This window comes from Mannheimia sp. USDA-ARS-USMARC-1261, from assembly GCF_000521605.1.
Taxonomy (GTDB): domain Bacteria; phylum Pseudomonadota; class Gammaproteobacteria; order Enterobacterales; family Pasteurellaceae; genus Mannheimia; species Mannheimia indoligenes.
The window spans coordinates 981,479-1,003,903 of record NZ_CP006942.1; the positions used below are offsets into that span (position 1 = coordinate 981,479).

Below are 22,425 nucleotides of genomic sequence, written 5' to 3' on the forward strand. Positions count from 1 at the left end.
ACCGCTTTTTCAGACGGCCTTGCTTGATTAAGCCTGCCTGAAAAATCCCCAAACCACTTAACCCACGACGAGGCAAAACAATGAACAAATCCTTTTTTGGCAAAACCTTGGCCCTATCAGCCGTCTTGGCAAGCGTGGCAGGCGTAGGCTGGATGCTCGCCAACCCCGCCCCCGCAGAGGCCAAACCCGTACTGGAAGTGTACAAAAGCCCAAGTTGCGGCTGCTGCGGCGAATGGGTCAAGCATATGCAGGACAACGGTTTTAGCGTGAAAATCCACGACACCGGCAACAGCCAAATCCGCACACAAATGGGCATATCGCCCAAATACGGCTCCTGCCACACCGCCGTGATTGACGGCTACGCCGTCGAAGGGCACACGCCCGCATCAGAAGTCAAACGCCTGCTTGCCGAACGCCCCGACGCCGTCGGCATCGCCGTGCCCGCAATGCCCATTGGCTCGCCGGGAATGGACGGTGAAGCGTACGGCGGCCGAAAAGACCCCTACGATGTGCTGCTGCTGGGCAAAAACGGCACGCACAGCGTGTACCAAAGTTATCCTTGAACGCTCGGCAAAAAAACCAGCCTGAAAACGCTCATCAGTTTTCAGGCTGAATTTTTCTCATCAAAGCGTCAAAAACCGCTGTTTTTTACCACCGATAAGTGCTTCTTGCGGTAAAAAACAGCGGTAAAACGGCAAATTGTGTTTTTTAAGACGGCCTTCTTAAATTAAACCTGCCTGAATTAACCCTGCCTGAAAAAACCGCCAAAAAACTTTGTCAGCCCTTATCCTCACCGCTCTCCGCCAAGCCTTTTAAAATCGGGCAGTCGGGGGCGTTGTCGCCGGTGCAGGCGTCGCTCCACGCCTGCAAGGTGGCTTTCATCTGTGTCAGTTCTTCGATTTTCTGGGTCAAAAATTCAATGTGCATATTTGCCAACGCTTTGACTTCACAGCTTTTGCGGTGTGGATTGTCTTGCAGTGCCAAAAGCTCGCCAATTTGGGCAAGCGAAAAGCCCACGCCCCTTGCTTTGGCGATGAATTTTAGGCGGTCAAGCGTATCATTGCCATAAATACGATAGCCTGATGCACTGCGTGAAGTGTTTGATAACAAACCGACTTTTTCATAATCACGGATTTGCTTGATGGACAGCCCTGTGGCTTTGGACGCTTGACCGATGTTCATTGTTGCTCCTTGTTTTGGCGTTTGTAAAAAATTGTCAATCCGCAAAAATAATCCTTGACCCTAACGCAAGGTTAGGTTTTATGATACGCTCATCAAAACAAAAAAGCAATGTTTTTAGTGGCTTAAAAACGGTTTTTGTTTTGATAATCAACCTTTAATTTGGAGAATTGTTATGAACGACATCATCAAAAACCCAAACGCCCACTGCGGTTGCCAATCTTGCACAGGGCAAAATTGCAATCCAAAATGCAACTGCCAAAATGGCGAGCTGTGCATTTGTCAAAACTGCACTTGTGGCGATTGTGATTGCAAGTAATTGATTAACTAAAAACATTGGGCGGGCTTAGGTTTGCCCAATGTTTGCCAAATCCCATTTTGATAAGGAAAACTATAATGAAAATGTTTAAAAACCGTGCCGTGCATTGGGACTAAACCGTGCCGAGATGATGTATCGGGAAGGGGCGTATGTGATTGACCCTGTGTTCCCTGCGACTTTGGGTTATGCAGGGGCAGGCGTGGTCGTGGCAGTGGGCGATGACGCTGGCGAATTTCAAATCGGCGACAAAGTGAGCGTCTGATCTGCACCCCAAAAGTTGGACTAAAAACCAACTGATTAAGGTGCAGATTTTTTATGACGAAATCCCTCTATTTTTATAGTTAGATACCACTATTCCACTTTAAACATCCCCATCATACCGAGATTTTCATGTTCTAAAATATGGCAATGGTACATTTTCAACCCAGTATGTCCTTGCTTAAAGCGAATAATCACTTTTTCATAAGGGCGTAAATTAACCACATCTTTTAACGCTCTGCCTTCTGGCTTAAAGGTTTTACCGTTTAACGTATGTTGAATTACTTCAAATTGAGTGCCGTGTAAATGGAATGGATGATCCATATGGCTTTCATTGAAGATTTCCCACTGTTCCACTTCATTCAATTTGGTAACAAAATCAATACGGTTCATATCAAAGGTTTGACCGTTGATTAAGAACATACCATTCATCATTGGTGGAATAGGGTTGTCCGTTAGTGTTGTAGTAGCGTGATGTGTACCGTGATTCATCATTGGCATATTCGTATGGTTCATCATTTTTTCACTAAAGCGAATTTGGCGAACCTGCTTTGGCTCATCCCAGTTAGGCAAGGACCTTAAGCTTTCAGGTAACTGAACAGGTTCTGATTTCACCTGAATTGTGGCTAAAGTGAGATCTTTAGGCTGTTCTTGAACCATCATCTTACGGCGATCATAATAACCGCTTTGTAAATTGGCTGTTCCTTGCGTTTCACCCACCATAATCACTTCAACGCGTTCGGCTGGTGTAAGTAGCAGTTCATCAACAGGCGAGCGAGGTTTTTCAAGTAAACCACCTTCGGTACCCACCACAATCCATTTCACCCCTGGAATGTTTAAACGAAAATAACGAGCGCTAGTGGCATTCCAAAGACGGATTCGTTCATTCGTTTTCACTTGAATCTGGGGCTGATATTGACCGTTGATTAACACAAATTCACCCTCACGACCGTTCATCCAATCTAACATCGTGTTTGCTGGAATGGTGCCATCGGCATTTAAACGCAGATCGGAAATCACCCAATGTTGTTCAGGAAGGTGTGCAAGCGGATCATTTTTCGCTTTAACAACGAAAGTGCCTGCTAAGCCTTTATAGACTTGTTCGGAAACATGGTCATGTGGATGAGGGTGGTACCAATATGTCCCAGCACTGCCTTGAGGTAGCGTAAAGCGATAGACTTTTTTCCCTTGCGGTTCAACCATATCCATCGGGTTACCATCCGCCTCATTTGGTACATCTAAGCCGTGCCAATGTACTGTTGAGGGTTGTGGTAGGTGATTGATAAATTCAATTTCTACGGTATCTCCTTCAAATACTTCAATTTGTGGCCCTGGTAGTTGTCCGTTATAAGCCCAAAATTCCGTTTCTTTATTGTCTGCGAGGCGAATTTTAATTGGCTCTGCTTTTAAAGTGGCTTTGAACAGTCCAGCTTGAGTCGATTGATTAGCAAGTTTTGGTAATATCCCATTAAGCGATAAACCTGAAGGCATTGCCTCAGTTGGCATTAGGCCAGTAGGTACTGAATGCATCATCGCCATATTGCCATGTTGTGCGTGGTTCATCATATTCGCGAGGCTATAAAGCGAGCTACTGGCTAAGCTAATTCCAATTCCATAACGTAAAAAATCTCGACGTTTCATTCTTTCCCCCCCCTATTGGTTATAGGATTTAAACACTTCACTTTCACCGTTTTTCTTAATCAAAACAACATCATAAGGATCTTTGCGTCCGCCGTATGCTTCACCGTCCATACCTGGTGAACCAATTGGCATTCCCGGTGCAGACAAGCCTATTGCATCGGGTTTTTCTGCGAGTAAACGTTTGATATCCTCAGCAGGTACATGTCCTTCAATCACATAGCCATCAATCACGGCTGTGTGGCAAGAAGCATGTTCATATTTAATGTTAAAGCGCTTATGAGCATCATAATTGCCTGTTTCGTTGACTTTAACCTCAAAACCGTTTTTCTGCATATAGCTGATCCATTCATTACAACAGCCACAAGTCGGGCTTTTCCACACTTCCATAGAAAGTGTTTGTGCTTGAGCAAAAGCGGTTATGCCTAAACTTAAAAGCAACAATGAGCGGGTGAATTTATGTAATTTCATAAGATGTCCTTATTTTTTATTGAGATTGAATGGACATCATTTTAAAGCTTAACCTAGGGTTAAGGTCAAGTAATCTGAAAAAATTCTATCATTTGAAAATTTTTCTCAAAATCCTACTGCTTGTAGTAGAGATATGCCAACGTACCATCCACTATTATTTTTTAAAATGTGATCAGAATTATTATTTATGATGTTCTGAATGACCACCTTGAGTATTCGGCATATTCATATTAGGGTTCATTTCTTGATGCATCTTCATCATTTCTTCAGGCGTTATTTCGCCCGTCATCATTTGGTTGTGCATTTCTGTTATTTGTTTAGCATCCATTTGCATTGAATGAGTCATTGCTGGTGTAGTGGGTTGATAGCCTGCTGAAATAGGATCTGCCATGCCAAAGATCATAGCAAAGTGACTCACAAATAAGAAAATCACAAGATAAACCGCATGTAATTTAATTTTTGCACTATCCACGAGATTTTTATGAATAACTTTTAATTCCATGAGTAAAATAATAAAAATAGGAAAGGTAGCTAATAATAGTGATGCAATTGATGCGATATCTACCCAACCACGCCATTCAGTAATAGTCGGTACGATAAAACGCTTACAAACCGACCGTATTGACTTACTCTATCAACACCGTGTTGATCCCAATGTGCCGATTGAAGAGGTGGCTGGCGCTATTAAAGATTTAATGAAACAAGGCAAAGTTTTGAATTGGGGCTTGTCGGAAGCAGGCGAGAAAACCATTCGCAAGGCACACGCTATTCAGCCTTTAACCGCCGTACAAAGCGAATACTCGTTGTTTTTCCGTGGTCGTGAAAAAGATGTCATTCTCGTTTGTGAAGAATTAGGGATTGGGTTTGTGCCTTGGTCGCCGCTGGCAATGGGAGCATTGGCTGGTTATGTGGACGAGAACAGCCGTTTTGAGGCTGATCCAAGCAAAGATTTGCGTGGTATTATCCCACGCTTTACACCCGAAGCGATGCAACAAAATGTGAAGTTAATCCAGCTTGTGCAAAAATGGGCAAAACGCAAACTTTGTACGCCTGCACAGCTTTCTTTGGCCTGGCTAATGGCACAGAAAGCGTTTATCGCGCCAATTCCTGGGACGAGCAAAGCCCGTCATTTGTTGGATAATTTAGGCGCAGACGATGTGAAATTTACCGAAGAAGAATTGGCGCAATTCCGCCAAGAATTAGAAGCCATTGAAATTGTCGGCTTGCGTTTGCCTGAAGCAATTTTGAATTTTTCAGAAGCGAAATAGTTTTCAGATACCTGAAAAAGTCGTAAATAAAAATTCTTTCTTACAGCGGTCGTTTTCATAAAATCCTTTGAAAAACGATCGCACTTTTTCTTGAATATGTAGCAAGATTAGTGGAAGATTTATCGAAATTGAAAGATATTGGGAAAAGGGTAAAACTGGAATCAGACAGATGATTAGGCAAAACGCTATAGTCAATAAGTGTAAAAATGGCATAATCAACTCAATGAATTTATGGACAAATATTATCTGTTTGGTATTTTATAGTAAGTACATTGTGTAAAAATAAAATCTGAAATTTAGTCTTTTTATACTTTATTTTTACGTACTCATACTTCAATCTGGGAAACTTAATATTTAATTAATTGATTTAAAAGAATTTTATAATTTACATTCCTAAGTGATATAGAAACAACCGTTTTGAATTACATATAACTTGAATTTGTCAAAATAAGCAAGCAAATAATAGGAAAGAGTCTTTTAAAACCAGTCTTACGTCGGGCCTACGTAACAAAATAAGTGGCCACCACAATTATGTTAACTATTTCCCTCTTACAAAAGCATTTGTCTTTAATTTCACCATTTTTCCATCAGAATTCTTAAACCAATTATTTATGCCCATAATCTGTTTTTCAGTTAATGTTAGCTTTCTTCTGAGCTGATTTAATGTGTCTTGTATAAAATTTAAGTCATTCTCTGGATTATGCTGAATAAATGATTGAAGCCAATATTCAGCAGCATAAACAGCTTGTAAGTTTTGGTATGTATACAAAGGATATGCCTCACCATACATAATCACTCTTATGTAACTTTCATCTTTTTGAGATATTTGCCCTGTAAGTTCATAGTTATGATAGATTTCATTTAACTTTTGAGATTTTATAATCGAGGTTAAATGCGATAGTTTTTCAAATCTTAAGGTCAGGTATGCATTAACAGCATTATTGTCCAAATAATTATGTACTTCGTCATCGTGTATGGATGTGAAATTATCTTGCTCAACATCTACTTGCTTATCCGTTTTATCATTTGTTGTTGGCTCATGAAGTAAACATCCCTTTGTGATATCAACTATTTTCTCTTTAGGATTGACTACATTCTGACCGTTCTTATTTTGAGCACAAGACGGTCCTGAAAAAGAGATATTGCCAAGTTCATTTTGAACAACAATAGCTTTGCCTGATGTAATCATTCTACTGCAAAATTGACATTTCACTGTATCAGTAAAATCAATCCTAATTTTTTTCCACATAACATATCTCTCCATATAGTGAGTAATAAAAATACTTCTTAACTCTCTTCATTGATGAAATAATTGCAAAAATAACTTTGATAGAGGATAAATATATGAATTTCCCTCCAACTCGATGGAAAATATTACACCAGTATCAAACTGAGCTAGAGCTCTGGGTTGAACAAGCCACAGAAGAGCATATCAAGCAATACTTGACTGAAATTCACGGATGTGTATACCCAGATGACTGGGAAAATGTGCGTATATCCCATATGTCATCTCAAACTCATATTTTCCATAGCTGTGAACATTGCCTAGAACTTATCTCTGCGATATTAACAATCTCACAACTAAGCAGACCCGATCTAAATGGTCTACTGTGTGACAGAAAGCTATAATATTTTTTCTCTTTGTAAGTAAAAGAGTTTTAAGTAGATTTTAACCGCACTTTTGCAAAAAATGAACGCAGATAACCCGCTTGTAAGGAGAATTCTATGCGTTACATCAAATATAGTTTATTTCTTGTTTCTACAATGCTAATTTCAGGCTGTGCTGAACTCTCAGCAATTAACGATAAGGTTGGGGATTGGGCCGGGCAAATGAATCAGACGCTCTATGGCTCTAAAGACGGCTCTGTTGAACAGCATAATGGGCGACAAGTTTATACTAAAACCCGAAATGGTAAGTACGTTTATCAAGATTCCGGCACATTGCAGTTGAAGCGGAATATTGATGATGTATTCCTGAAAGTTCGTCGGGAATTTGGCTTCCGCCCAACGAATGCTGATAGTGACTCCCGTAAAGTTTATCATACGGTACAAGGTACTTTTTACCATGTTTCCGGCTATTTTGAATCTGATGTAGATACTGATGGGGTACACTTAGGTGAAAACTACTTGGAAGTTATCATTGAAAAAGGCAGTAAAAATCAGGTGAATGTTGAATGGAAAGCAACTGGTAGTGCTAGATGGCTCGATAGTGCAAAACAGCGTTTACTTAATACATTAAAATAATAACTCATATTGCTCCTAGAACCTCTTCCCAGTGGAAACACTGGGATTTTTTATGTCCTTATTTCTCAAATTATTACATCCTACGAGACAATAAGTCGTTGAATGCTATTTAATCAGCACATTACTATTTGCCTATCTGTATTCATTTTAGGAAATAATATGAAATTATTTATTTGTGAAAAGCCATCTCAAGCTCGAGATCTTGCCGGCGTATTGGGTGCTACTTCAAAAGGTGAAGGCTTGCTGGCGACTGCGGATAAATCTATTATTGTCACTTGGGGGTTCGGGCATCTCGTTGAGCAATATCAGCCGGAAGATTATGATGAAGCGTGGAAACGCTGGGCATTTGAAACATTACCCATTATTCCTGCTCAGTGGAAAATGACACCGAAAAAAGAGTCTAAGAAGCAATATTCTGTTGTAATAGGGCTTATCAAAAAAGCAACCTCCGTGGTCATTGCGACCGATGCTGATCGAGAAGGTGAGATGATTGCTCGTGAGCTGTTAGATTTAGCTGGATACCGAGGTCAAATCCAACGTTGCTGGCTATCAGCTCTGGATGATGCCAGTATTCGAAAGGCTCTTCAAACACTCAAATCAGGTAAAGAAACCGAGGCTCTTTACTACGCCGGTATGGGACGTAGCCGCTCGGACTGGTTGATTGGAATGAACTTCTCCCGTTTATTTACCTTAATGGCTCAAGCAAAAGGCTATTCCGGTAAGCCATTGAGCGTTGGTCGAGTACAAAGTCCAACATTAACTCTTGTGGTTAATCGAGATAGAGAAATTGCTAATTTCGTGCCTAAATCTCATTATGCGTTAGCGGTTCAGCTGACAACAACCTCTGGTGAAACTTTCGTTGCCGGGCTTGCAGTACCTGAACAGTATTTGGATGAGTCCGGACTTTGCCTTGATAGTCGTGTCATACAACAAGCCGAAGCTCAAATTAAACAAACAGGCTTAGCCAAAGTGGTGACGGTTGAAACTAAACGAGAGAAAAAATCTCCACCGTTACTCTACGCATTAAGTGATTTACAAGGCGAATGTAACCGCTTGTTTGGCTTTGGGGCTCAGCAGGTGTTGGATATCGCACAATCCCTTTACGAAGAGCATAAAATCACGACTTATCCCCGTACAGACTGTGGTTATCTGCCAGAATCACAATTTTCTGATGTTCCTAACGTAATCCGCTCATTAGTTGCCTCTGATTCAGGGCTACAAACTCTCTTGCCTAAATTAAATTTGCGACAAAAAAGTCGGGCGTGGGACGATAAAAAAATTACCGCTCACCACGGTATTATCCCAACCATTAAAAAAGCTGATTTAAGTAAATTGAGTGAGGAGGAAATGAAGGTCTATGATCTCATTCGCCGCCGATATCTTGCTCAATTCTTACCGCACTTGGAAATGGATAAAACCGTTGCCACTCTGCAATCTAGTGGGCACACTCTGGTTGCTCGGGGAAATGTCATCGTTGCTCAAGGCTGGCGTATCTTGTTTGGCAAAAATGTGGATGAGGAAACTGGTAATGATGATGAGAAACAAGGATTACCTGTATTGACTAAAAATCAGCAATGCAATGTCACTCATTCTGAAGTCCGAACATTGCAAACTAAACCTCCCGCACACTATACAGAGGGGACATTACTCGATGCAATGAAAAATGCCGCTCGCTTTGTGACTGACCCAAGACTCAAACAACGCTTACGTGAAACGGAAGGTTTAGGCACAGAAGCAACCCGTGCCGGATTAATTCAAGGCCTAATTGACAAAGGATTTCTCCTTAAGAAGAAAAAATCACTGGTTGCCTCAGCAGAAGCCGTTGCCTTAATTGATAGTTTGCCGGACTTACTGAAAAATCCCGGTTTAACGGCATTATGGGAACAAGCCCTCAATCAGATTGCCGAAGGTAGTATGACACTTGATGCATTTATGCAAAAGCAAGAAGCATTTGTAAAACAACTTATCGGCAGTTGTATGCAACAGGGAATGTCACTTGGGAATATTGAAATCCGAAAATGTTCAGAATGTGGTAAGCCAATGAGAAAAATCAATCACGCTAAGGGAACATTCTGGGGATGTACTGGTTATCCAGATTGCCAACATAAAGAGGCTGATAAAAAGGTAAAATCAGCTTCAAATAAATCTGCTAAGAAAAGTAGTAATTTAAATGTACTCGATCAACTGAATAAATTAAGAAGCCAGTTATAAATTCAAGTAGATTATGGTATTATCAAGGAACAAAGAACCCGTTTTGTAGATTGTCGGTTATCAATCTACACCAGCCAAAATGTCTCCCAGCATTCTGAGAGGGAACTCCACTTTGTGGGAATGCCAACTAAACATTAAATGGATAATGCCAGCCACATTAGTCTGTTGTAATTGTCTAAATCGTGATTGCAACGTCATAATATTACCCGATTGGGGGGATTATGACGTTGCAATTACTGCTAACTATTCTGAGCCTGAGCCCACAGGTGAATAAAGGGTGCCGTTTGTGTCCTCGATGATGCCACAGATATGCCGATTAAAGACCACAAGGTAATCGGGTAAATTACGAACGAAAATATCAACATTGTCACGAAGGTGCTGCTATTTTCAATATAGTAACTTATATTGGTCTAACTTAAATTTCATTTATTCTTCAAAAGTACAACACCGTTGGTAAGTGATTTATCAACGGTGTTGTCATTTCCAATTCTCTAAAATCAAAATTCAATTCTCAATTAACTTTATGATTCAATATGGCTAAATTATCCTCAATTTAAGACGCTGTATATAACAGCACTTAATAAGTCGCATAACTCCTGAGAAGCGACGGCTATCCTTAGAGGTAGTTGAGTTATTGCCAAAATGTCTCCCAGCATTCTGAAAGGGAACTCTGTAAATTTGCAGGAATGCCAACTCAATCCCTATCATTTCAGTGAATATTCATTGAGATTCCATTTTACTTCCACCTTGCGGGGAACATTTTTCCCGTGTTGGGTAAGGATGTTTCTCCGCTTTTTTACATTTGGAGAAACAAACTATGACAACTCAAACTTCTACTCAAAAAAATTACTTCAATCTACATACTACCGGCATTGGCTATTTAAACGATATTCGTTTAGTAGAGCATAAAAAAGGAAATCCTTTTTATGCTTGTCGTGTTGCAGCTCTTGTTGGCGAATCTGACTCACCAGAGTACAGATATTTTGATATGAATGTAGTCGGTAAAGAAACCGAAACACTCATCAAAAAATGCCAAAAAGCGGTCTCTGAAGAGAAAAAAGTGCTTGTATCATTTGTAATGGCTGATTTGTGGTTCGATACTTTCACTTATTCAAGTGACAGTAAATATCACAAAAAAGGCGATACTGGAGTGTCTCTTAAAGGTCGCTTAATCCGCATCAAAATGATTAAAATTGATGGGGAAATCGTCTATCAAGAAAAACCAAAAGCAGATGAGCAATCTGAGTAATTTTACCCAAGCCCGACAATTTATGTTGGGCTTTACTTTATGTCCCGTAGGGAAACACTCCCTGCGGTGTGTTTTCCTTTATTTTACAATTTTAGGAGAAACACGATGAACTCACTTCAACAATTTGTCAAAACATTATCACCAACAGTCCTTAATGGTCGCCATTTTGATGGTATTGTTGGCGATGTTGTCTTTGTTCAGAACGGCTATGGTAAATGGCTTGATCAAGGCTTTACTATTATTGGTTTTGACAAAAGCATAGAGGAAAAGGATTGGATTTACCTAGATTGGGATTGCTATTGGTTCGGAAAAAATCCGGCACAGGTAATCCCTGAAAAATCTTGGGCTCAATGTTCTTGGCTTGCTAGAGCGTATTCAATCTCTCTTGAACGTTTTAATTCGTTAGGCTTAGAGCGTGAATATAACATTGTGTCTGATTGGGATAACCCCATTTATGGTACAGATATTCAGTTAATTGAACATTCCAAGGAGTTTTTCCGTTGGACTGAAGCCGATGATAGAGGGATTTTCTTAGTTCACAACGAGATGGCTTTTCATTTCTTCAAAAAAGAAATTAAAGCCTCATCGGAACCGGAATACTATCAACCTATTGAGACATTCTGGAAAGATGCTACGGTGGTATTGAACATAGAAGATCTAGATATGTTAGAGCGAGTAGGATTAGAGCAAACTAATACACCTGCTTTAGCAAAATTAACTACGTTTGTACAGGCTGCTCGCAACGAAATTTCCAATGGTAATATCGTATTCTATCGAGCATTTTAACATCTAATACAAAGAGGATTATTATATGAATCGACAAGGTATTTATATCAACGGTAAACAAGTCTTTGACTCTAAAGGCAAAGAGATCAACAGCGTTCAAATCATTAATAGTACAGTGCAAACAGTTGTTGGGATAAATAAAGGTTATATCTCAATGGCTGCCGGCAATAATGTATTAATTGTTGATGGACAAACAATTGCATTAGAACCCTCTCCGACTATCAACATTGAAGTATTTGGCAATGTAACCAACCTCAATGCAGGTTCAGAAAATGTTCGTGTAACAGGCGATGCCAAATCTGTTTCAACTGTCAGTGGTGATGTCACAGTGGATGGTAATGTAACCTCGAATGTGAAAACTGTGAGTGGTGACATTCATTGTAAATCTATTTTAGGTAAAATTAACACAGTGAGCGGTGATATTTATCGCTAATATTGACTATACACCCTATCGGGAAACATTCTCGGTAGGTATGTTTCCCCACTTTTTATTTAAAACTTGGAGAAACATAATGGAAGATTCCTTTTTTGACTTTGATGATATCTCTTGCTATTTAGGACAATGGGAAGCCATCTTAGAAGAATATAGCGATATTGTCAGTATTGAAGACTTTTGGCTTGTTGCCAAAGAATTTGAAACTGTACCACATTTCGGTAATCTGTATCAGGAGCTTGTCATCTCTCGCTTAATTCAACGATTCTGTACTGAATTAGATATTGAGCAAGATTCAGATTTAGTTGAATTTGACTACTATATCAATGCAATAGACACGCATTTTTACATTAATCGCCAAAGAATCTGTGATATAGATGATTGGAATGAAATGTTAGACAAGATTCGTAAAGAAATGACGCCGGCTAAATTAGCTGCCTAATTTTTTGCAAATTTTTACTAAAAACGACTCTTGCCGCAGTCTTAGTCCACCCACTTGGGGAAATACTCCCCTAATGGGTGACATTTCCCCGTATTTTATTTAGGAGAAATGTATGACGTTTGAACTTGGTCGAGTATGTACAACTCGTGCTGTTGCTGAATGTTTCAATCAAAATGCCTTGGTTGAATTGCTTAATCGTTACTGTTATGGTGATTGGGGCAATTTGTGTGAGGAAGATAAATTAGCGAATCAGGAAGCAATGAAATACGGAGGGAGAATTGTAGCTCGCTACGATGTAGATGATGAAAGTCTTTATATCATCACAGAAGCTGATCGTAGCTGTACAACAATCTTATTTTCTTATGAATACTAAGGAGAAATCCGATTAACACAGCACATTATTGTGTTTTCAAACGCCGTCTAATGATGGCGTTTTTTTATTCTCTCAATCAACAACAGAATAAATCATTCAAAATCAGCAATGACTTCGCCATAGTTGGTCTAGATTCCTTTCATACTTGGAGAGATTAAATGAAAACAAAAATATCCTTAATGACTGTTTTTATGCTTGGCTTAAGTGGTTGTGTTCATCAACAGGATACAGCTCAAAATAGTGATGAAATCACACCTATGCCTGATTCATTGCTAACACCTCAAATGCAACAATTACCTCCACAAGACCGTATCGTGTCCAAAGATATTTACCAAGAACAGACTACCTCGAATACCGAAGTGGTACGTGACGGACGCTACACCTTAATCAGTATTGCTCCGGAGGAAGGTCAAAAATATCTGCTTGAACAAGTCGTATCAGTCAAAGTCTCCAATCCTAAAAATCGTTTTACTGCGAATGTCCAGCAAGGTTTGCGTTCTACATTAACTAATACGGGTTTAGATTTGTGTTATCCACCTATCGGAGAACAAGGTAATGCGGTTCAAACACTTTTTACCCGACCTCTTCCAAAAGTTCATTACCAATTCGGTCCGATGAAATTATATGAAGCTCTACAAATGATTGCAGGTCCCGCTTATGAACTAACTCTTAATGATATATCCCGTACGATTTGCTTTAAAGCTCGGGAAAGTTCATTCCAAAACCCTCATAAACCTGCTGTTGCCGTTACAACGACAACAATTAAAACCGAGGTCATTGAGGAATAATGAGGGAAATATCAATGAAGTTTAATTTATGCCGTAAAGCTATACCGTTGGCAGTACTACCTCTTTTATTGTCCTTTGCATTACCTACTCTGGCTCAAAATATGCAAACAGAGACCGTAAGTAGCTCACAATCGACTTTGCAGAAACAAAGCCAACATCAACAATCACAATTAAGTGATAGCCTAAAACAGGCTAAAGAATGGGGATTGACCGTTGAAGAATGGAGTCGTTATACCGAATTAATGAAAGGTGAGCGAGGTATGTGGTCGCCAAATCTAGATCCGTTAACTGCTTTAGGTATCGAAGCACGAACTGCTGAGGAAAGGGAAAAATATGCTCGTATGTTGGCGAAAAAATATTATGAACGAGTGTCAAAAGAACTTGATTTTGACAAAGTTTATCGTCAGGAGTTTGAGAAACTTTATCCGAATGAGCTACCTTTTGAGGTTGAACCACATATTTCTCAATCGGTAGGTCGTGTGGTTTATTTTACCCGTTTTGATAACTGCGATTCTTGTAAAAGTGATCTTGGGAAAATCCTCTCTTACGCAAATAATCAAACACCTCTCGATATTTATATTGTTGGGCAAAACATCTCCGATAATGATATTCGTAAATGGGCTGCCGACAATAATATTGACCCAATAAAAGTCAGTAAAAGATTGATTACCCTTAACCACGATAAAGGCTATTGGCTGAGATATTCGTTAGGAAAAATGCCCGCTGCTTACCAAATCAAACAGGATGGTGAATGGACATCACTCGTGTATTAGTCATTGTTGCAGTCTTTCTTTCCAACATTAGCATTTCTCAGGCAAAGCCCTTCAATGGATTTGGTTCTGAAATTGACAGCTATATTCGTATGGCTGCTCAACGTTATCAGGTGAGTGAAGCAATGCTACGAGGTTTTGTCAAAATGGAAGATGGCTGGTATGGCAACATTTCACCAACAGGAGCAACCGGTGTTGGGCAGTTTACTATGGGAACCTGGAACTGGCTATCTGAAACAGAGAGGGGAAAGCAACTTGGTATGAAGTTGATTACAGCCAAAAATCGGGGTTCTTACGCCGATCCCCGTCGAGATAAATATACGAATACCTTAGCAACGGCATTATTGGCACGTTGGCATATTGAGCAATTTCAACTCCGTAATATCCCTATTACTGATGAGAATTTATATATGGCTCATAATATCGGCTTAGATGGGCTGCATCGAGCAATGATGGGGAAAGCTACTAAAGAAGACATTTTAAATATGCGTCGTAATGGAATGAAAAGTTGGATGACGGTAAGAGACTTTCTCAATTACCAAAAAGGACGTTTTTTAGCACATAAGCAAGAAGCCAATTTTATGACTGTCTCCAAGCAAGGGCATATTCATACCGGAGTTGCAGCTTTCGTTTATCCCACAAGCCAAATGGGAAAATCGGTCAAATGGGTTGAGCCGGATAATAAAATGATTTGGGTTGAACCTAAAAATGCAATGGTTTGGGTAGAACCCCAAAATACTCTTCAGAGGTAAAAATGCAAAACAAGGTAAAAGTATTATTGTTTAGTTTATATGTGTCCCATTTCTCTTGGGCTGATTTAACCGTGATTGCTGATTTCGGTGGTGAAAGTGCGGTACGTTTTTATGAATCTTTGCAACCGGAACACGATGAAAATGCACCAAACTATCCGAATTCCATTTCAGCCTCAGTGAGTGAGGCTGATATTTTACCCATTGTTTCCCATAAACTATCTCCCGGGACTATTAAAGAAAAACCATTTGATTTAACCGGAATGCAAGCCATTTTCTTAATTGGAGCAGATAATACCTCAGCTCAGTGGTTACAACAAAATCGAGAGAAGTTGATCACGTTGAATGCAACAGGGCTTGTAGTGAATGTACAAACACTCTCCGAACTTAATCAATTACGAGACATTGTACCGGAACTGAGAATATTACCAACTCCCGGAGATGACCTTGCAGAGCGAATTGGTATTGCACATTACCCTGTCTTAATCACTGAAAGCGGAGTTTCACAATAATGTCTGCTAAACATACCTTAGAGGCGTGGTTACGACCTCCTGTTGAATTTTTTCCGGCAGCGGTTCACGCTTCTTGTGCCTTTGTCAGTGCTGCAGCTCCTTGGTCTTTGGCACTCCATCCAAGTATCGGTTACAGTATTGCAGCTGGTTTTGGAGCATTGAGCTTTTATCGGGCAAAACAAGGTTGGCAAATTGTGCGTTACCATCGCAACCTGAAACGTTTGCCTAATTATTCAATGACAAGCAAGCAAATTCCGGTCAGTAATAAGTATCTGTTTGTCGGTAAGGGATTTGAATGGAAACCTATTCACACTCAACGGTTACACGATTGTTTTTCGGATAACGGTTCAAAATATCTGGAGCCTTCTAAGCTATTTAAAATGGCTCGTGAGTATGAAAAACGACACGAAAATTGGCTAACACATCTTACCTCAAAGGATAGCCGGTGGAATCTGGTTAGACCTCTGCCACCTGTTGAGGGTATTCCTGCTATCCATGGAATTGAGCCGGATGAGGTTGATGTCGTTCAATCCGTTAGCTCTCGGGTTGGGCATACGGTAGTATTCGGTACAACACGTGTCGGTAAAACTCGTTTAGCTGAGGTCTTTGTTACCCAGGATATCCACCGAGGTAAAACTGCTGATGAGCGTGAAGTGGTAGTCTTCTTTGATCCGAAAGGCGATGCCGATATGCTCAAACGAATGTATGCGGAGGCAAAACGAGCGGGGCGAGAAGATGAGTTTTATGTTTTCCATCTAGGTTATCCCGAAATTTCTGCCCGTTATAACCCAGTAGGACGCTTTAATCGTATTTCGGAAGTCGCTGGGCGTATTTCAGGACAGCTAAGTGGAGCGGGTAACTCGGCGGCATTTAAAGAGTTCGCTTGGCGATTTGTCAATATCGTCGCACGTGCATTAGTTGAATTGGGAAATCGCCCAAACTATGTTCAAATTTCCCAGTTTGTACAAAATATTGATTCATTATTCCTTGATTATGCGGAAAAATTCATTCGTAAAACCGATCCAAAAATTTGGGAAAATTTAGCAACCATCGCCGCTGGACTGGATGAAAAAGCACTTCCTTTCGGAATGAAAGACCGTCCGCTGATTTTTGTGATCAACAAGTACATTGCTGAAAGTGCAGTCTTTGACCCAATTCTACAAGGACTTGCCAGTGCTGTACGCTATGACCGTACCTATTTCGATAAAATTGTTGCCTCATTGTTGCCGTTATTGGAAAAATTAACGACAGGGAAAATTTCTGAGCTGTTATCCCCGGATTATGCTGATATTTTGGATGAACGTCCGATTTTTGACTGGGAATCCATTATTCGTAAACGAGGAATCGTTTATATTGGTTTAGATGCTCTCTCTGATGCGACAGTTGCGGCCGCTGTAGGAAACAGTATGTTTGCTGACTTAGTCTCAATGGCAGGTCATTTATATAAATTTGGGACAAATGACGGATTACCGGGAGCATTCAAAGAAAAATCCAAACCAGTGAAAATTAATCTTCATTGTGATGAATTTAATGAATTGATGGGTGATGAATTTATCCCTCTCATCAACAAAGGCGGTGGTGCTGGAATACAAGTAACTGCTTATACACAAACACTCTCCGACATTGAAGCTCGTATCGGCAGTAAACCGAAAGCGGGACAAACCTTAGGTAACTTCAATACACTCTATATGCTGAGGGTAAAAGAACCGGCTACGGCAGAATTACTCACAAAACAGTTACACGAAGTGACGATTAAACGTAGCACGGTCACGTCCAGTACAACTGACTCCAGTAATCCTGACGATGATAAGGCGTTTAGCTCCAATACCGGACAGCGTATCAGCGAAAGTACCGTTCCTATGTTGGTTCCGGCCAACATTACCAATTTACCAAAAGGACAAGCATTCGCTTTAATGGACGGTAGTAAATTATGGAAAATTCGAATGCCGTTACCTGCTGTCGATAAAGATGATATGATGCCTCAATCTTTACGAGAGCTGACAGATTATATGCGTAAAAACTATCACGTTGTTGAAAATTGGTGGCAACCGGCATTTACAGAATATACGCCGTCCCGAGACATTGCAGAAGCATTTGAAGCGATGTCGGAGCCTCAATATAAAACACAGATAGACCATCAAGTAGATAATTTCGGCATAGATGAACCTTACGATATTGATGAAGAGGAAAATGATGAGTAGTGCCAAAATGAGAGAGGAAAAAAGAACCAATCTATTAGATTTACCAAATAAATACCGTAATTTTAATGGGGAGTTTTCAGCTTCCTGTGGCTTAGATAATGCAGAAGAACTCCTGATTCATAGTCAATCCTATTTTATTGAATGGTTTGAACAAGGTTATTCCTTCCATCAGTTTGCCGAAAAATTCGCAGATCAAGGGCTTTCGTTATGGTCTGCCGATGAAGTATCTATGCGTCACTCGGATAAATCCAAAGATATTTTCGCTTTTTATCTTGCTTTTGATAATAATCCTTCCGGCTATATCCTTGTCCAGTGCCAGCTCGATAGAGAGGATAGTTTGCAATGAGTGAAGAAACTAAAGCTCGCCGAAAATCAGGTTTAATCAACCTGATTTTTGGAAAAATAAATATGTCGCTTGCTGCAATTGCAGTATCTCTCATATTCAGCATTATTTTAGAGTGGATAGGCATTGCTTTCTGGTGGCCGCAAGAAGGGCATTTGCATAGCCAAACGATGATGCTCAATGAGATGCAATGGCTATCGGATGACTTTTCTCAAAGCCTGTTTGCCAAGTCTTCTACTGCTTTTGCAACATCAATTATTGAAAACGTGTATAACTGGTTATTCGTTTATACGGGTGTTAAGGAGTGGTTAACTTCACCGGGTAATGGTAGTATGGAACAGTGGGTACATCACTACGGCAGAGCCTATATTGAATCTGTTATTTATGTGGTGATCACCTTTATTATTCGCCTCATTATTATTGTTTTTACCAGCCCACTCTTTTTATTGACTGCACTTTCCGGTTTAACCGAAGGACTGTCATTACGAGATATACGAAAATTTGGTGCCGGGCGGGAATCAGCCTACCTATACCATCACGCTAGACGTTATATTATGCCAATGATGGTCACAGCTTGGGTGCTTTATTTATCTATCCCGTTTTCAATTCATCCGAACATCATTTTAGTCCCAGCAGCCTGTTTGTTTGGTTTATCCATCTGTATAACTGCGGCGAGTTTCAAGAAATTCTTGTAAATTTCATAAGCCCTTAGCAATATGCGGGGGCTTATTCTTCTGTTGTTGCCTCTGTATCTTCATTTTCTGACTCAGTATCCCAATCAGAATCCTCCCAGTCTTCGACTTCCCAATATTGTGGATATTCATCATCTTCAATGATTTGTTCAGAAATTTGTTCAGAGGTATTCCAAATAGGAAATTCCCCGTACTCATCCAATTGTAACTCTATCTTTTTTCGCTCATCATCGCCTAGAAATTGCCAATAATTACAGATTAACTTTCCTCTTAAACTTAATTCCCAAAGACCTCCGTAATTATATTGAGCATTTTCTGCATGGCAAATATTCCCCACTTTCTGTGCTGAAGGAAGAGAATGGGCAACATATGGGAAAACTACAAGGAACAGTGCTAGATATCTCATCTGGTATCTCATCGTAAAGCGTGAAGATTTCGGTGTTGATACTACTTAATTGACTAGCTTAAACATAGAATAATATCTTTCTCACCATTTACTATTTTGTGCAATTTCTCTTCTGAACGGTAACAGAGTTTTCCATTAAATTTTAGGATCGCTTTTGGCACTCTTAACCTGAAGTAAAACTAAAAATAGAGGTGCACTATGTCTATTTCAACATCTTTAAGGAAAGGTATTGTTGTCCTTGTTACCTTATCTTGCTTGCCAGCACTTGCTTCAACAGAACAAGAGCAATTAGCCCAGGCAATTAAGCAACTGGAAGCGGCAAAATTATCACTTCAACGAGCAGAAAAAGTAGCTAAAGCCTCGCCTAAAACACGAGAATACTTTAACTATTCTGCTATTCACAGTGATATTGAAACCGTCAAAAAAGGAATTCAACAATATATCAATCCAAGCCGAGCATTACCTCGTGATCCGAATGTACTACGTACATTAAGTGATGATTATAGCAAATTACGGGGGCAGTGATGTCTTACTCCCCTGCGAATGCGTTTTCTGTTGCCAGCGGTATCGACCCTTTTAGATTGAAAATCATGATCGCCATTATTTTTCTTTCATTACTGCTCTTAGCCGTCGCTTGGGCATTGAATAGTGGTTATAAGGGATTTTCATTTAGAGATAAAAGTCCTTTTTCACTTTTAGTTTTATTTCTCAAAGGAGTGGCACTGTTAGCTTGTGTTACTTATTTCTTTATCTATTAGATTCGAGGTCTATTATGAACCGCATTAAATCTCTTACGAAACATCTGCATAGTCGTTATTTGGCTGTAATGCTCTTCTTCTGGGGTTCCCTCCAAAATGCATTTGCAGCCGGTCCTGATGCTTCCAAAATCCCAGACTTCCAAATTCCAGGCGTGGATAGTAATACCAAAGATCCAATGGAAATTATTTGGATTGTTCTGAAAGGTCTTGTCACTCTCGGAGCTGTTATTTTAGCAGCCGTAGCCATTTTGACAGTTGTTAAAGCATTGATTGGCATCTATAACGAAGCTACATCTGAAAATGGTAAAAAAGGTTGGGGACACTTTATTCTCGCCTTAATTATCGGCTTTATTGTGATTTTCTTCTGCTTGTGGTTAGTCAAACTTGCAGTCGGACTCTTCTAATTAAAATGTCTAGGAGACCAATATGTCAGAACAAGATACAACCATTCCTTTTCTTCCCACCCGCCTTAATCGTGAAGCTACCGTTTACGGTGGGATGACAGTTAGTGAGTTCGGCATATCTGCCGGATTAGGATTTATGTTAGGTCTGATTGTTGGTCTCTTCTTGTGGATATTAACTGATTTTTGGCTTCTTATTCCGGCAATGGCAATGTTGCTCTGCATCGCAACTGTCTTAATCGGAAAAGGTATTGTCGCTGCGGTTAAACGAGGAAAACCAGAGGCTTATTTAAATAGATTAGTTGAAAAGAAAATGGATGACCTCTTTAACGGTCATAAGTTTATAAAACGAGAAGGGTTTTGGTCTATTCGCCGATATAGAAGGAAATAACAAATGAGCCAGTTAAAAAGCCAATTACACGAAAAAGATAAACATATCAAAACGACTCGAATTTTTGCCTTCCTGTTTTTCATTATTATTTTGGTACTGGCAGGCGTAATCTATACTTTCCCAAGTCGCCTTACGATATACAACCCACCAGATCTGCGTGCTGGGAGCCAACGAGCTTGGTGGGAAATTCCTAAACCAACAATTTATGCATTCTCCTATCAAATTTTCCAGCAAATGAATCGGTGGATGACAAATGGCGAAGAGGATTATGAGAAAAATATCACCACCCTCAAACCATTTTTAACACCACACTGTGAAGCATTTTTACGACAAGATTATAAAGATCGTCTGCGTAACAATGAACTACGCAGCCGAACCCGTATGGTGTATGAAATTACCGGTAGAGGATATAGTGAAGATAAAGTTACCATATTCAGTGAAGATAGTTGGGCTGTCAATCTTGATTTAAGTGTGGATGAACATTTCCAAGGACAGCCGGTAAAACGAGTTTATATTCGTTTTCCTATCAGTATTGTGAGAATGGATGTCGATTCTGCTCAAAACCCTTGGGGATTAGGGTTTAATTGCTATCACTCCATTCCAAAACTCTTAGAAGGTGTTGAGCCAAAAACAGAGGAGAAAAAATAATGAAACGTCTACCAATTTTGCTCGTCTCTTTGCTTATAGGCTTCTCTGGGAGTAGCTTGGCTGATGTATTGATGAAATGGGAAAGAAAACCACTTCCTGTTGCGTTACAAGTGGAAAAAGAACGAATTATTTTTGTCGATAAAAATGTCAAGGTTGGTTATCCGGCAGAACTGGACGGTAAGCTACGAATTCAATCTACCGGTGGAGCCGTCTATTTAAAAGCATTAGAAACATTTCCCTCCACTCGCATAGAATTCCGTGATGTTACAACCGGTGAAATTTTTCTATTTGATTTAACAGCAGCTTCGAAAGTCGCTAATCCTGAAGAGGCAATTCGAGTGGTTTTTGACGGTACGGTAGAAAAACAATCTTTTTCAAGCAATAGAGATGATGAAAGCTCTGATCTGCCTATTGCGAATAGCCGTCCTCAGCTTCCAGTACCTGCCGCATTGACCCGTTATGCAGCACAATCACTTTATGCTCCACTACGTACAGTTGAACCTTTAGATGGTGTGCGTCGTGTGGCACATCGTCTACCTAAAAAAATTACCAAGCTGCTACCGGCTTATTCAATAGAAGCAACACCTTTAATTAGCTGGCAGTTAGACGAATATGTAGTTACCGCTATTCGTTTGCAAAATAAGGGTAACACTCAAATTACGCTTGACCCTCGAGAGCTTCAAGGACAATTTTATGCAGCGACTTTCCAGCATAATTGGCTTGGGGGGTACGGAGAAAATGAAGATACCACAACCCTGTATTTAGTGACCGAAGGCTATGCTAATAACGCATTAATTCCGGAAACCCGTCCAGTCAAACTAGTCAGTAAAAAAGTGAAAAGAACAACAAAAGTTGAAACTAAACCGGCTCAATCGGCGAAGTAGGAGGAAAGGCA

31 protein-coding genes and 1 pseudogene are annotated in these 22,425 nt (G+C 40.0%); 23 read left to right on the forward strand and 9 right to left on the reverse strand.

Annotated elements, in window-relative coordinates; translation table 11 throughout:
- Positions 1-80: 80 nt before the first annotated feature.
- On the forward strand, positions 81-563 hold the full coding sequence (locus X781_RS04775) for a DUF411 domain-containing protein (protein WP_025235803.1): 483 nt from the start codon (positions 81-83) through the stop codon (positions 561-563).
- Between the two features lie 214 nt (positions 564-777).
- Here the strand turns inward: X781_RS04775 and cueR are convergent, their stop codons facing one another.
- The gene (gene cueR / locus X781_RS04780) at positions 778-1,182 is read right to left on the reverse strand and encodes a Cu(I)-responsive transcriptional regulator (protein WP_012340842.1); all 405 of its coding nucleotides are present in this window, start codon (positions 1,180-1,182) and stop codon (positions 778-780) included.
- 154 nt (positions 1,183-1,336) lie between these two features.
- A complete protein-coding gene (locus tag X781_RS04785; protein WP_006248870.1) occupies positions 1,337-1,516 on the reverse strand; it encodes a hypothetical protein in 180 nt (59 codons plus the stop codon).
- Between the two features lie 88 nt (positions 1,517-1,604).
- Here X781_RS04785 and X781_RS04790 point away from each other — a divergent pair, with 88 nt between their 5' ends.
- Positions 1,605-1,760 carry an alcohol dehydrogenase catalytic domain-containing protein gene (locus X781_RS04790; RefSeq protein WP_012340841.1) on the forward strand — a complete coding sequence of 52 codons (156 nt, stop codon included), beginning with the start codon at positions 1,605-1,607 and terminating at the stop codon, positions 1,758-1,760.
- An 89-nt stretch (positions 1,761-1,849) separates the two neighbouring features.
- On the opposite strand, the gene X781_RS04795 is transcribed toward X781_RS04790, so the two are convergent.
- The 4 genes and pseudogenes from X781_RS04795 to X781_RS12625 all read right to left on the reverse strand — a co-directional run.
- Entirely contained in the window at positions 1,850-3,397 is a 1,548-nt protein-coding gene (locus X781_RS04795) for a multicopper oxidase family protein (RefSeq protein WP_012340840.1), read from the reverse strand.
- A gap of 12 nt (positions 3,398-3,409) precedes the next feature.
- A complete protein-coding gene (locus tag X781_RS04800) occupies positions 3,410-3,865 on the reverse strand; it encodes a DUF411 domain-containing protein (protein WP_005612095.1) in 456 nt (151 codons plus the stop codon).
- Positions 3,866-4,046: 181 nt separating this feature from the next.
- Positions 4,047-4,256: a hypothetical protein gene (locus tag X781_RS04805; RefSeq protein ID WP_231475476.1), complete on the reverse strand. Its 210-nt coding sequence runs from the start codon at positions 4,254-4,256 to the stop codon at positions 4,047-4,049.
- Between the two features lie 18 nt (positions 4,257-4,274).
- Positions 4,275-4,451 (reverse strand): annotated as a pseudogene (locus X781_RS12625) (DUF6803 family protein); the annotation flags it as partial.
- Here X781_RS12625 and X781_RS04810 point away from each other — a divergent pair.
- Entirely contained in the window at positions 4,366-5,133 is a 768-nt protein-coding gene (locus X781_RS04810; protein WP_012340839.1) for an aldo/keto reductase, read from the forward strand. The pseudogene X781_RS12625 and the gene X781_RS04810 sit on opposite strands and share 86 nt — an antisense overlap.
- 538 nt (positions 5,134-5,671) lie before the next feature.
- Here the strand turns inward: X781_RS04810 and X781_RS04815 are convergent.
- Complete coding sequence (locus X781_RS04815) at positions 5,672-6,382, reverse strand: hypothetical protein (protein ID WP_006248874.1); 711 nt, start codon at positions 6,380-6,382, stop codon at positions 5,672-5,674.
- Between the two features lie 476 nt (positions 6,383-6,858).
- Here X781_RS04815 and X781_RS04825 point away from each other — a divergent pair, with 476 nt between their 5' ends.
- The gene (locus X781_RS04825) at positions 6,859-7,377 is read left to right on the forward strand and encodes a hypothetical protein (protein WP_006248876.1); all 519 of its coding nucleotides are present in this window, start codon (positions 6,859-6,861) and stop codon (positions 7,375-7,377) included.
- A 159-nt stretch (positions 7,378-7,536) separates the two neighbouring features.
- Positions 7,537-9,588 carry a DNA topoisomerase III gene (locus tag X781_RS04830; protein ID WP_012340838.1) on the forward strand — a complete coding sequence of 684 codons (2,052 nt, stop codon included), beginning with the start codon at positions 7,537-7,539 and terminating at the stop codon, positions 9,586-9,588.
- A 60-nt stretch (positions 9,589-9,648) separates the two neighbouring features.
- Here the strand turns inward: X781_RS04830 and X781_RS12305 are convergent, their stop codons facing one another.
- Positions 9,649-9,786, reverse strand: a complete 138-nt coding sequence (locus tag X781_RS12305) for a hypothetical protein (RefSeq protein ID WP_155242642.1) — start codon at positions 9,784-9,786, stop codon at positions 9,649-9,651.
- Between the two features lie 619 nt (positions 9,787-10,405).
- On the opposite strand from X781_RS12305, the gene X781_RS04835 reads away from it, so the two are divergent.
- The 12 genes from X781_RS04835 to X781_RS04890 all read left to right on the forward strand — a co-directional run bounded on the left by X781_RS04835 (position 10,406) and on the right by X781_RS04890 (position 18,929).
- Positions 10,406-10,837 carry an STY4534 family ICE replication protein gene (locus tag X781_RS04835; protein ID WP_006248878.1) on the forward strand — a complete coding sequence of 144 codons (432 nt, stop codon included), beginning with the start codon at positions 10,406-10,408 and terminating at the stop codon, positions 10,835-10,837.
- 105 nt (positions 10,838-10,942) lie between these two features.
- On the forward strand, positions 10,943-11,623 hold the full coding sequence (locus tag X781_RS04840; protein WP_012340836.1) for a hypothetical protein: 681 nt from the start codon (positions 10,943-10,945) through the stop codon (positions 11,621-11,623).
- Between the two features lie 25 nt (positions 11,624-11,648).
- Entirely contained in the window at positions 11,649-12,056 is a 408-nt protein-coding gene (locus X781_RS04845) for a hypothetical protein (RefSeq protein ID WP_006248880.1), read from the forward strand.
- A gap of 79 nt (positions 12,057-12,135) precedes the next feature.
- The gene (locus tag X781_RS04850) at positions 12,136-12,498 is read left to right on the forward strand and encodes a hypothetical protein (RefSeq protein ID WP_006248881.1); all 363 of its coding nucleotides are present in this window, start codon (positions 12,136-12,138) and stop codon (positions 12,496-12,498) included.
- Between the two features lie 112 nt (positions 12,499-12,610).
- Positions 12,611-12,871: a hypothetical protein gene (locus tag X781_RS04855; protein ID WP_006248882.1), complete on the forward strand. Its 261-nt coding sequence runs from the start codon at positions 12,611-12,613 to the stop codon at positions 12,869-12,871.
- A 158-nt stretch (positions 12,872-13,029) separates the two neighbouring features.
- Positions 13,030-13,659: a PFGI-1 class ICE element type IV pilus protein PilL2 gene (gene pilL2, locus X781_RS04860; protein WP_006248884.1), complete on the forward strand. Its 630-nt coding sequence runs from the start codon at positions 13,030-13,032 to the stop codon at positions 13,657-13,659.
- The gene (locus tag X781_RS04865; RefSeq protein WP_006248885.1) at positions 13,659-14,432 is read left to right on the forward strand and encodes a TIGR03759 family integrating conjugative element protein; all 774 of its coding nucleotides are present in this window, start codon (positions 13,659-13,661) and stop codon (positions 14,430-14,432) included. Before pilL2 ends, X781_RS04865 begins: the two co-directional genes overlap by 1 nt.
- Positions 14,411-15,181, forward strand: a complete 771-nt coding sequence (locus X781_RS04870; protein ID WP_012340835.1) for a hypothetical protein — start codon at positions 14,411-14,413, stop codon at positions 15,179-15,181. The genes X781_RS04865 and X781_RS04870 overlap by 22 nt, the downstream gene beginning before the upstream one ends.
- 2 nt (positions 15,182-15,183) lie before the next feature.
- The gene (locus X781_RS04875; protein ID WP_012340834.1) at positions 15,184-15,690 is read left to right on the forward strand and encodes an integrating conjugative element protein; all 507 of its coding nucleotides are present in this window, start codon (positions 15,184-15,186) and stop codon (positions 15,688-15,690) included.
- The gene (traD, locus tag X781_RS04880; protein ID WP_012340833.1) at positions 15,690-17,891 is read left to right on the forward strand and encodes a type IV conjugative transfer system coupling protein TraD; all 2,202 of its coding nucleotides are present in this window, start codon (positions 15,690-15,692) and stop codon (positions 17,889-17,891) included. Before X781_RS04875 ends, traD begins: the two co-directional genes overlap by 1 nt.
- Positions 17,884-18,237 carry a hypothetical protein gene (locus X781_RS04885; RefSeq protein WP_006248889.1) on the forward strand — a complete coding sequence of 118 codons (354 nt, stop codon included), beginning with the start codon at positions 17,884-17,886 and terminating at the stop codon, positions 18,235-18,237. The genes traD and X781_RS04885 overlap by 8 nt, the downstream gene beginning before the upstream one ends.
- Positions 18,234-18,929, forward strand: a complete 696-nt coding sequence (locus X781_RS04890; protein ID WP_012340831.1) for a TIGR03747 family integrating conjugative element membrane protein — start codon at positions 18,234-18,236, stop codon at positions 18,927-18,929. Before X781_RS04885 ends, X781_RS04890 begins: the two co-directional genes overlap by 4 nt.
- Positions 18,930-18,960: 31 nt before the next feature.
- Here X781_RS04890 and X781_RS04895 read toward each other — a convergent pair whose 3' ends face one another.
- Positions 18,961-19,332, reverse strand: a complete 372-nt coding sequence (locus X781_RS04895; protein WP_021265447.1) for a hypothetical protein — start codon at positions 19,330-19,332, stop codon at positions 18,961-18,963.
- A gap of 198 nt (positions 19,333-19,530) precedes the next feature.
- On the opposite strand from X781_RS04895, the gene X781_RS04900 reads away from it, so the two are divergent.
- The 6 genes from X781_RS04900 to X781_RS04925 are packed head-to-tail and all read left to right on the forward strand — an operon-like array spanning position 19,531 to position 22,414.
- Positions 19,531-19,857, forward strand: coding sequence for an integrative conjugative element protein, RAQPRD family (locus X781_RS04900; protein ID WP_006248892.1), 327 nt, complete (start codon positions 19,531-19,533; stop codon positions 19,855-19,857).
- Positions 19,857-20,090 carry a DUF3262 family protein gene (locus tag X781_RS04905; RefSeq protein WP_014325829.1) on the forward strand — a complete coding sequence of 78 codons (234 nt, stop codon included), beginning with the start codon at positions 19,857-19,859 and terminating at the stop codon, positions 20,088-20,090. The genes X781_RS04900 and X781_RS04905 overlap by 1 nt, the downstream gene beginning before the upstream one ends.
- 14 nt (positions 20,091-20,104) lie before the next feature.
- A complete protein-coding gene (locus X781_RS04910) occupies positions 20,105-20,494 on the forward strand; it encodes a DUF2976 domain-containing protein (protein ID WP_006248894.1) in 390 nt (129 codons plus the stop codon).
- Between the two features lie 22 nt (positions 20,495-20,516).
- Entirely contained in the window at positions 20,517-20,882 is a 366-nt protein-coding gene (locus tag X781_RS04915) for a TIGR03750 family conjugal transfer protein (RefSeq protein ID WP_012340829.1), read from the forward strand.
- A 3-nt stretch (positions 20,883-20,885) separates the two neighbouring features.
- Positions 20,886-21,530, forward strand: a complete 645-nt coding sequence (locus X781_RS04920) for a PFL_4703 family integrating conjugative element protein (RefSeq protein WP_012340828.1) — start codon at positions 20,886-20,888, stop codon at positions 21,528-21,530.
- A complete protein-coding gene (locus X781_RS04925; RefSeq protein WP_012340827.1) occupies positions 21,530-22,414 on the forward strand; it encodes a TIGR03749 family integrating conjugative element protein in 885 nt (294 codons plus the stop codon). The genes X781_RS04920 and X781_RS04925 overlap by 1 nt, the downstream gene beginning before the upstream one ends.
- Positions 22,415-22,425 lie beyond the last annotated feature (11 nt).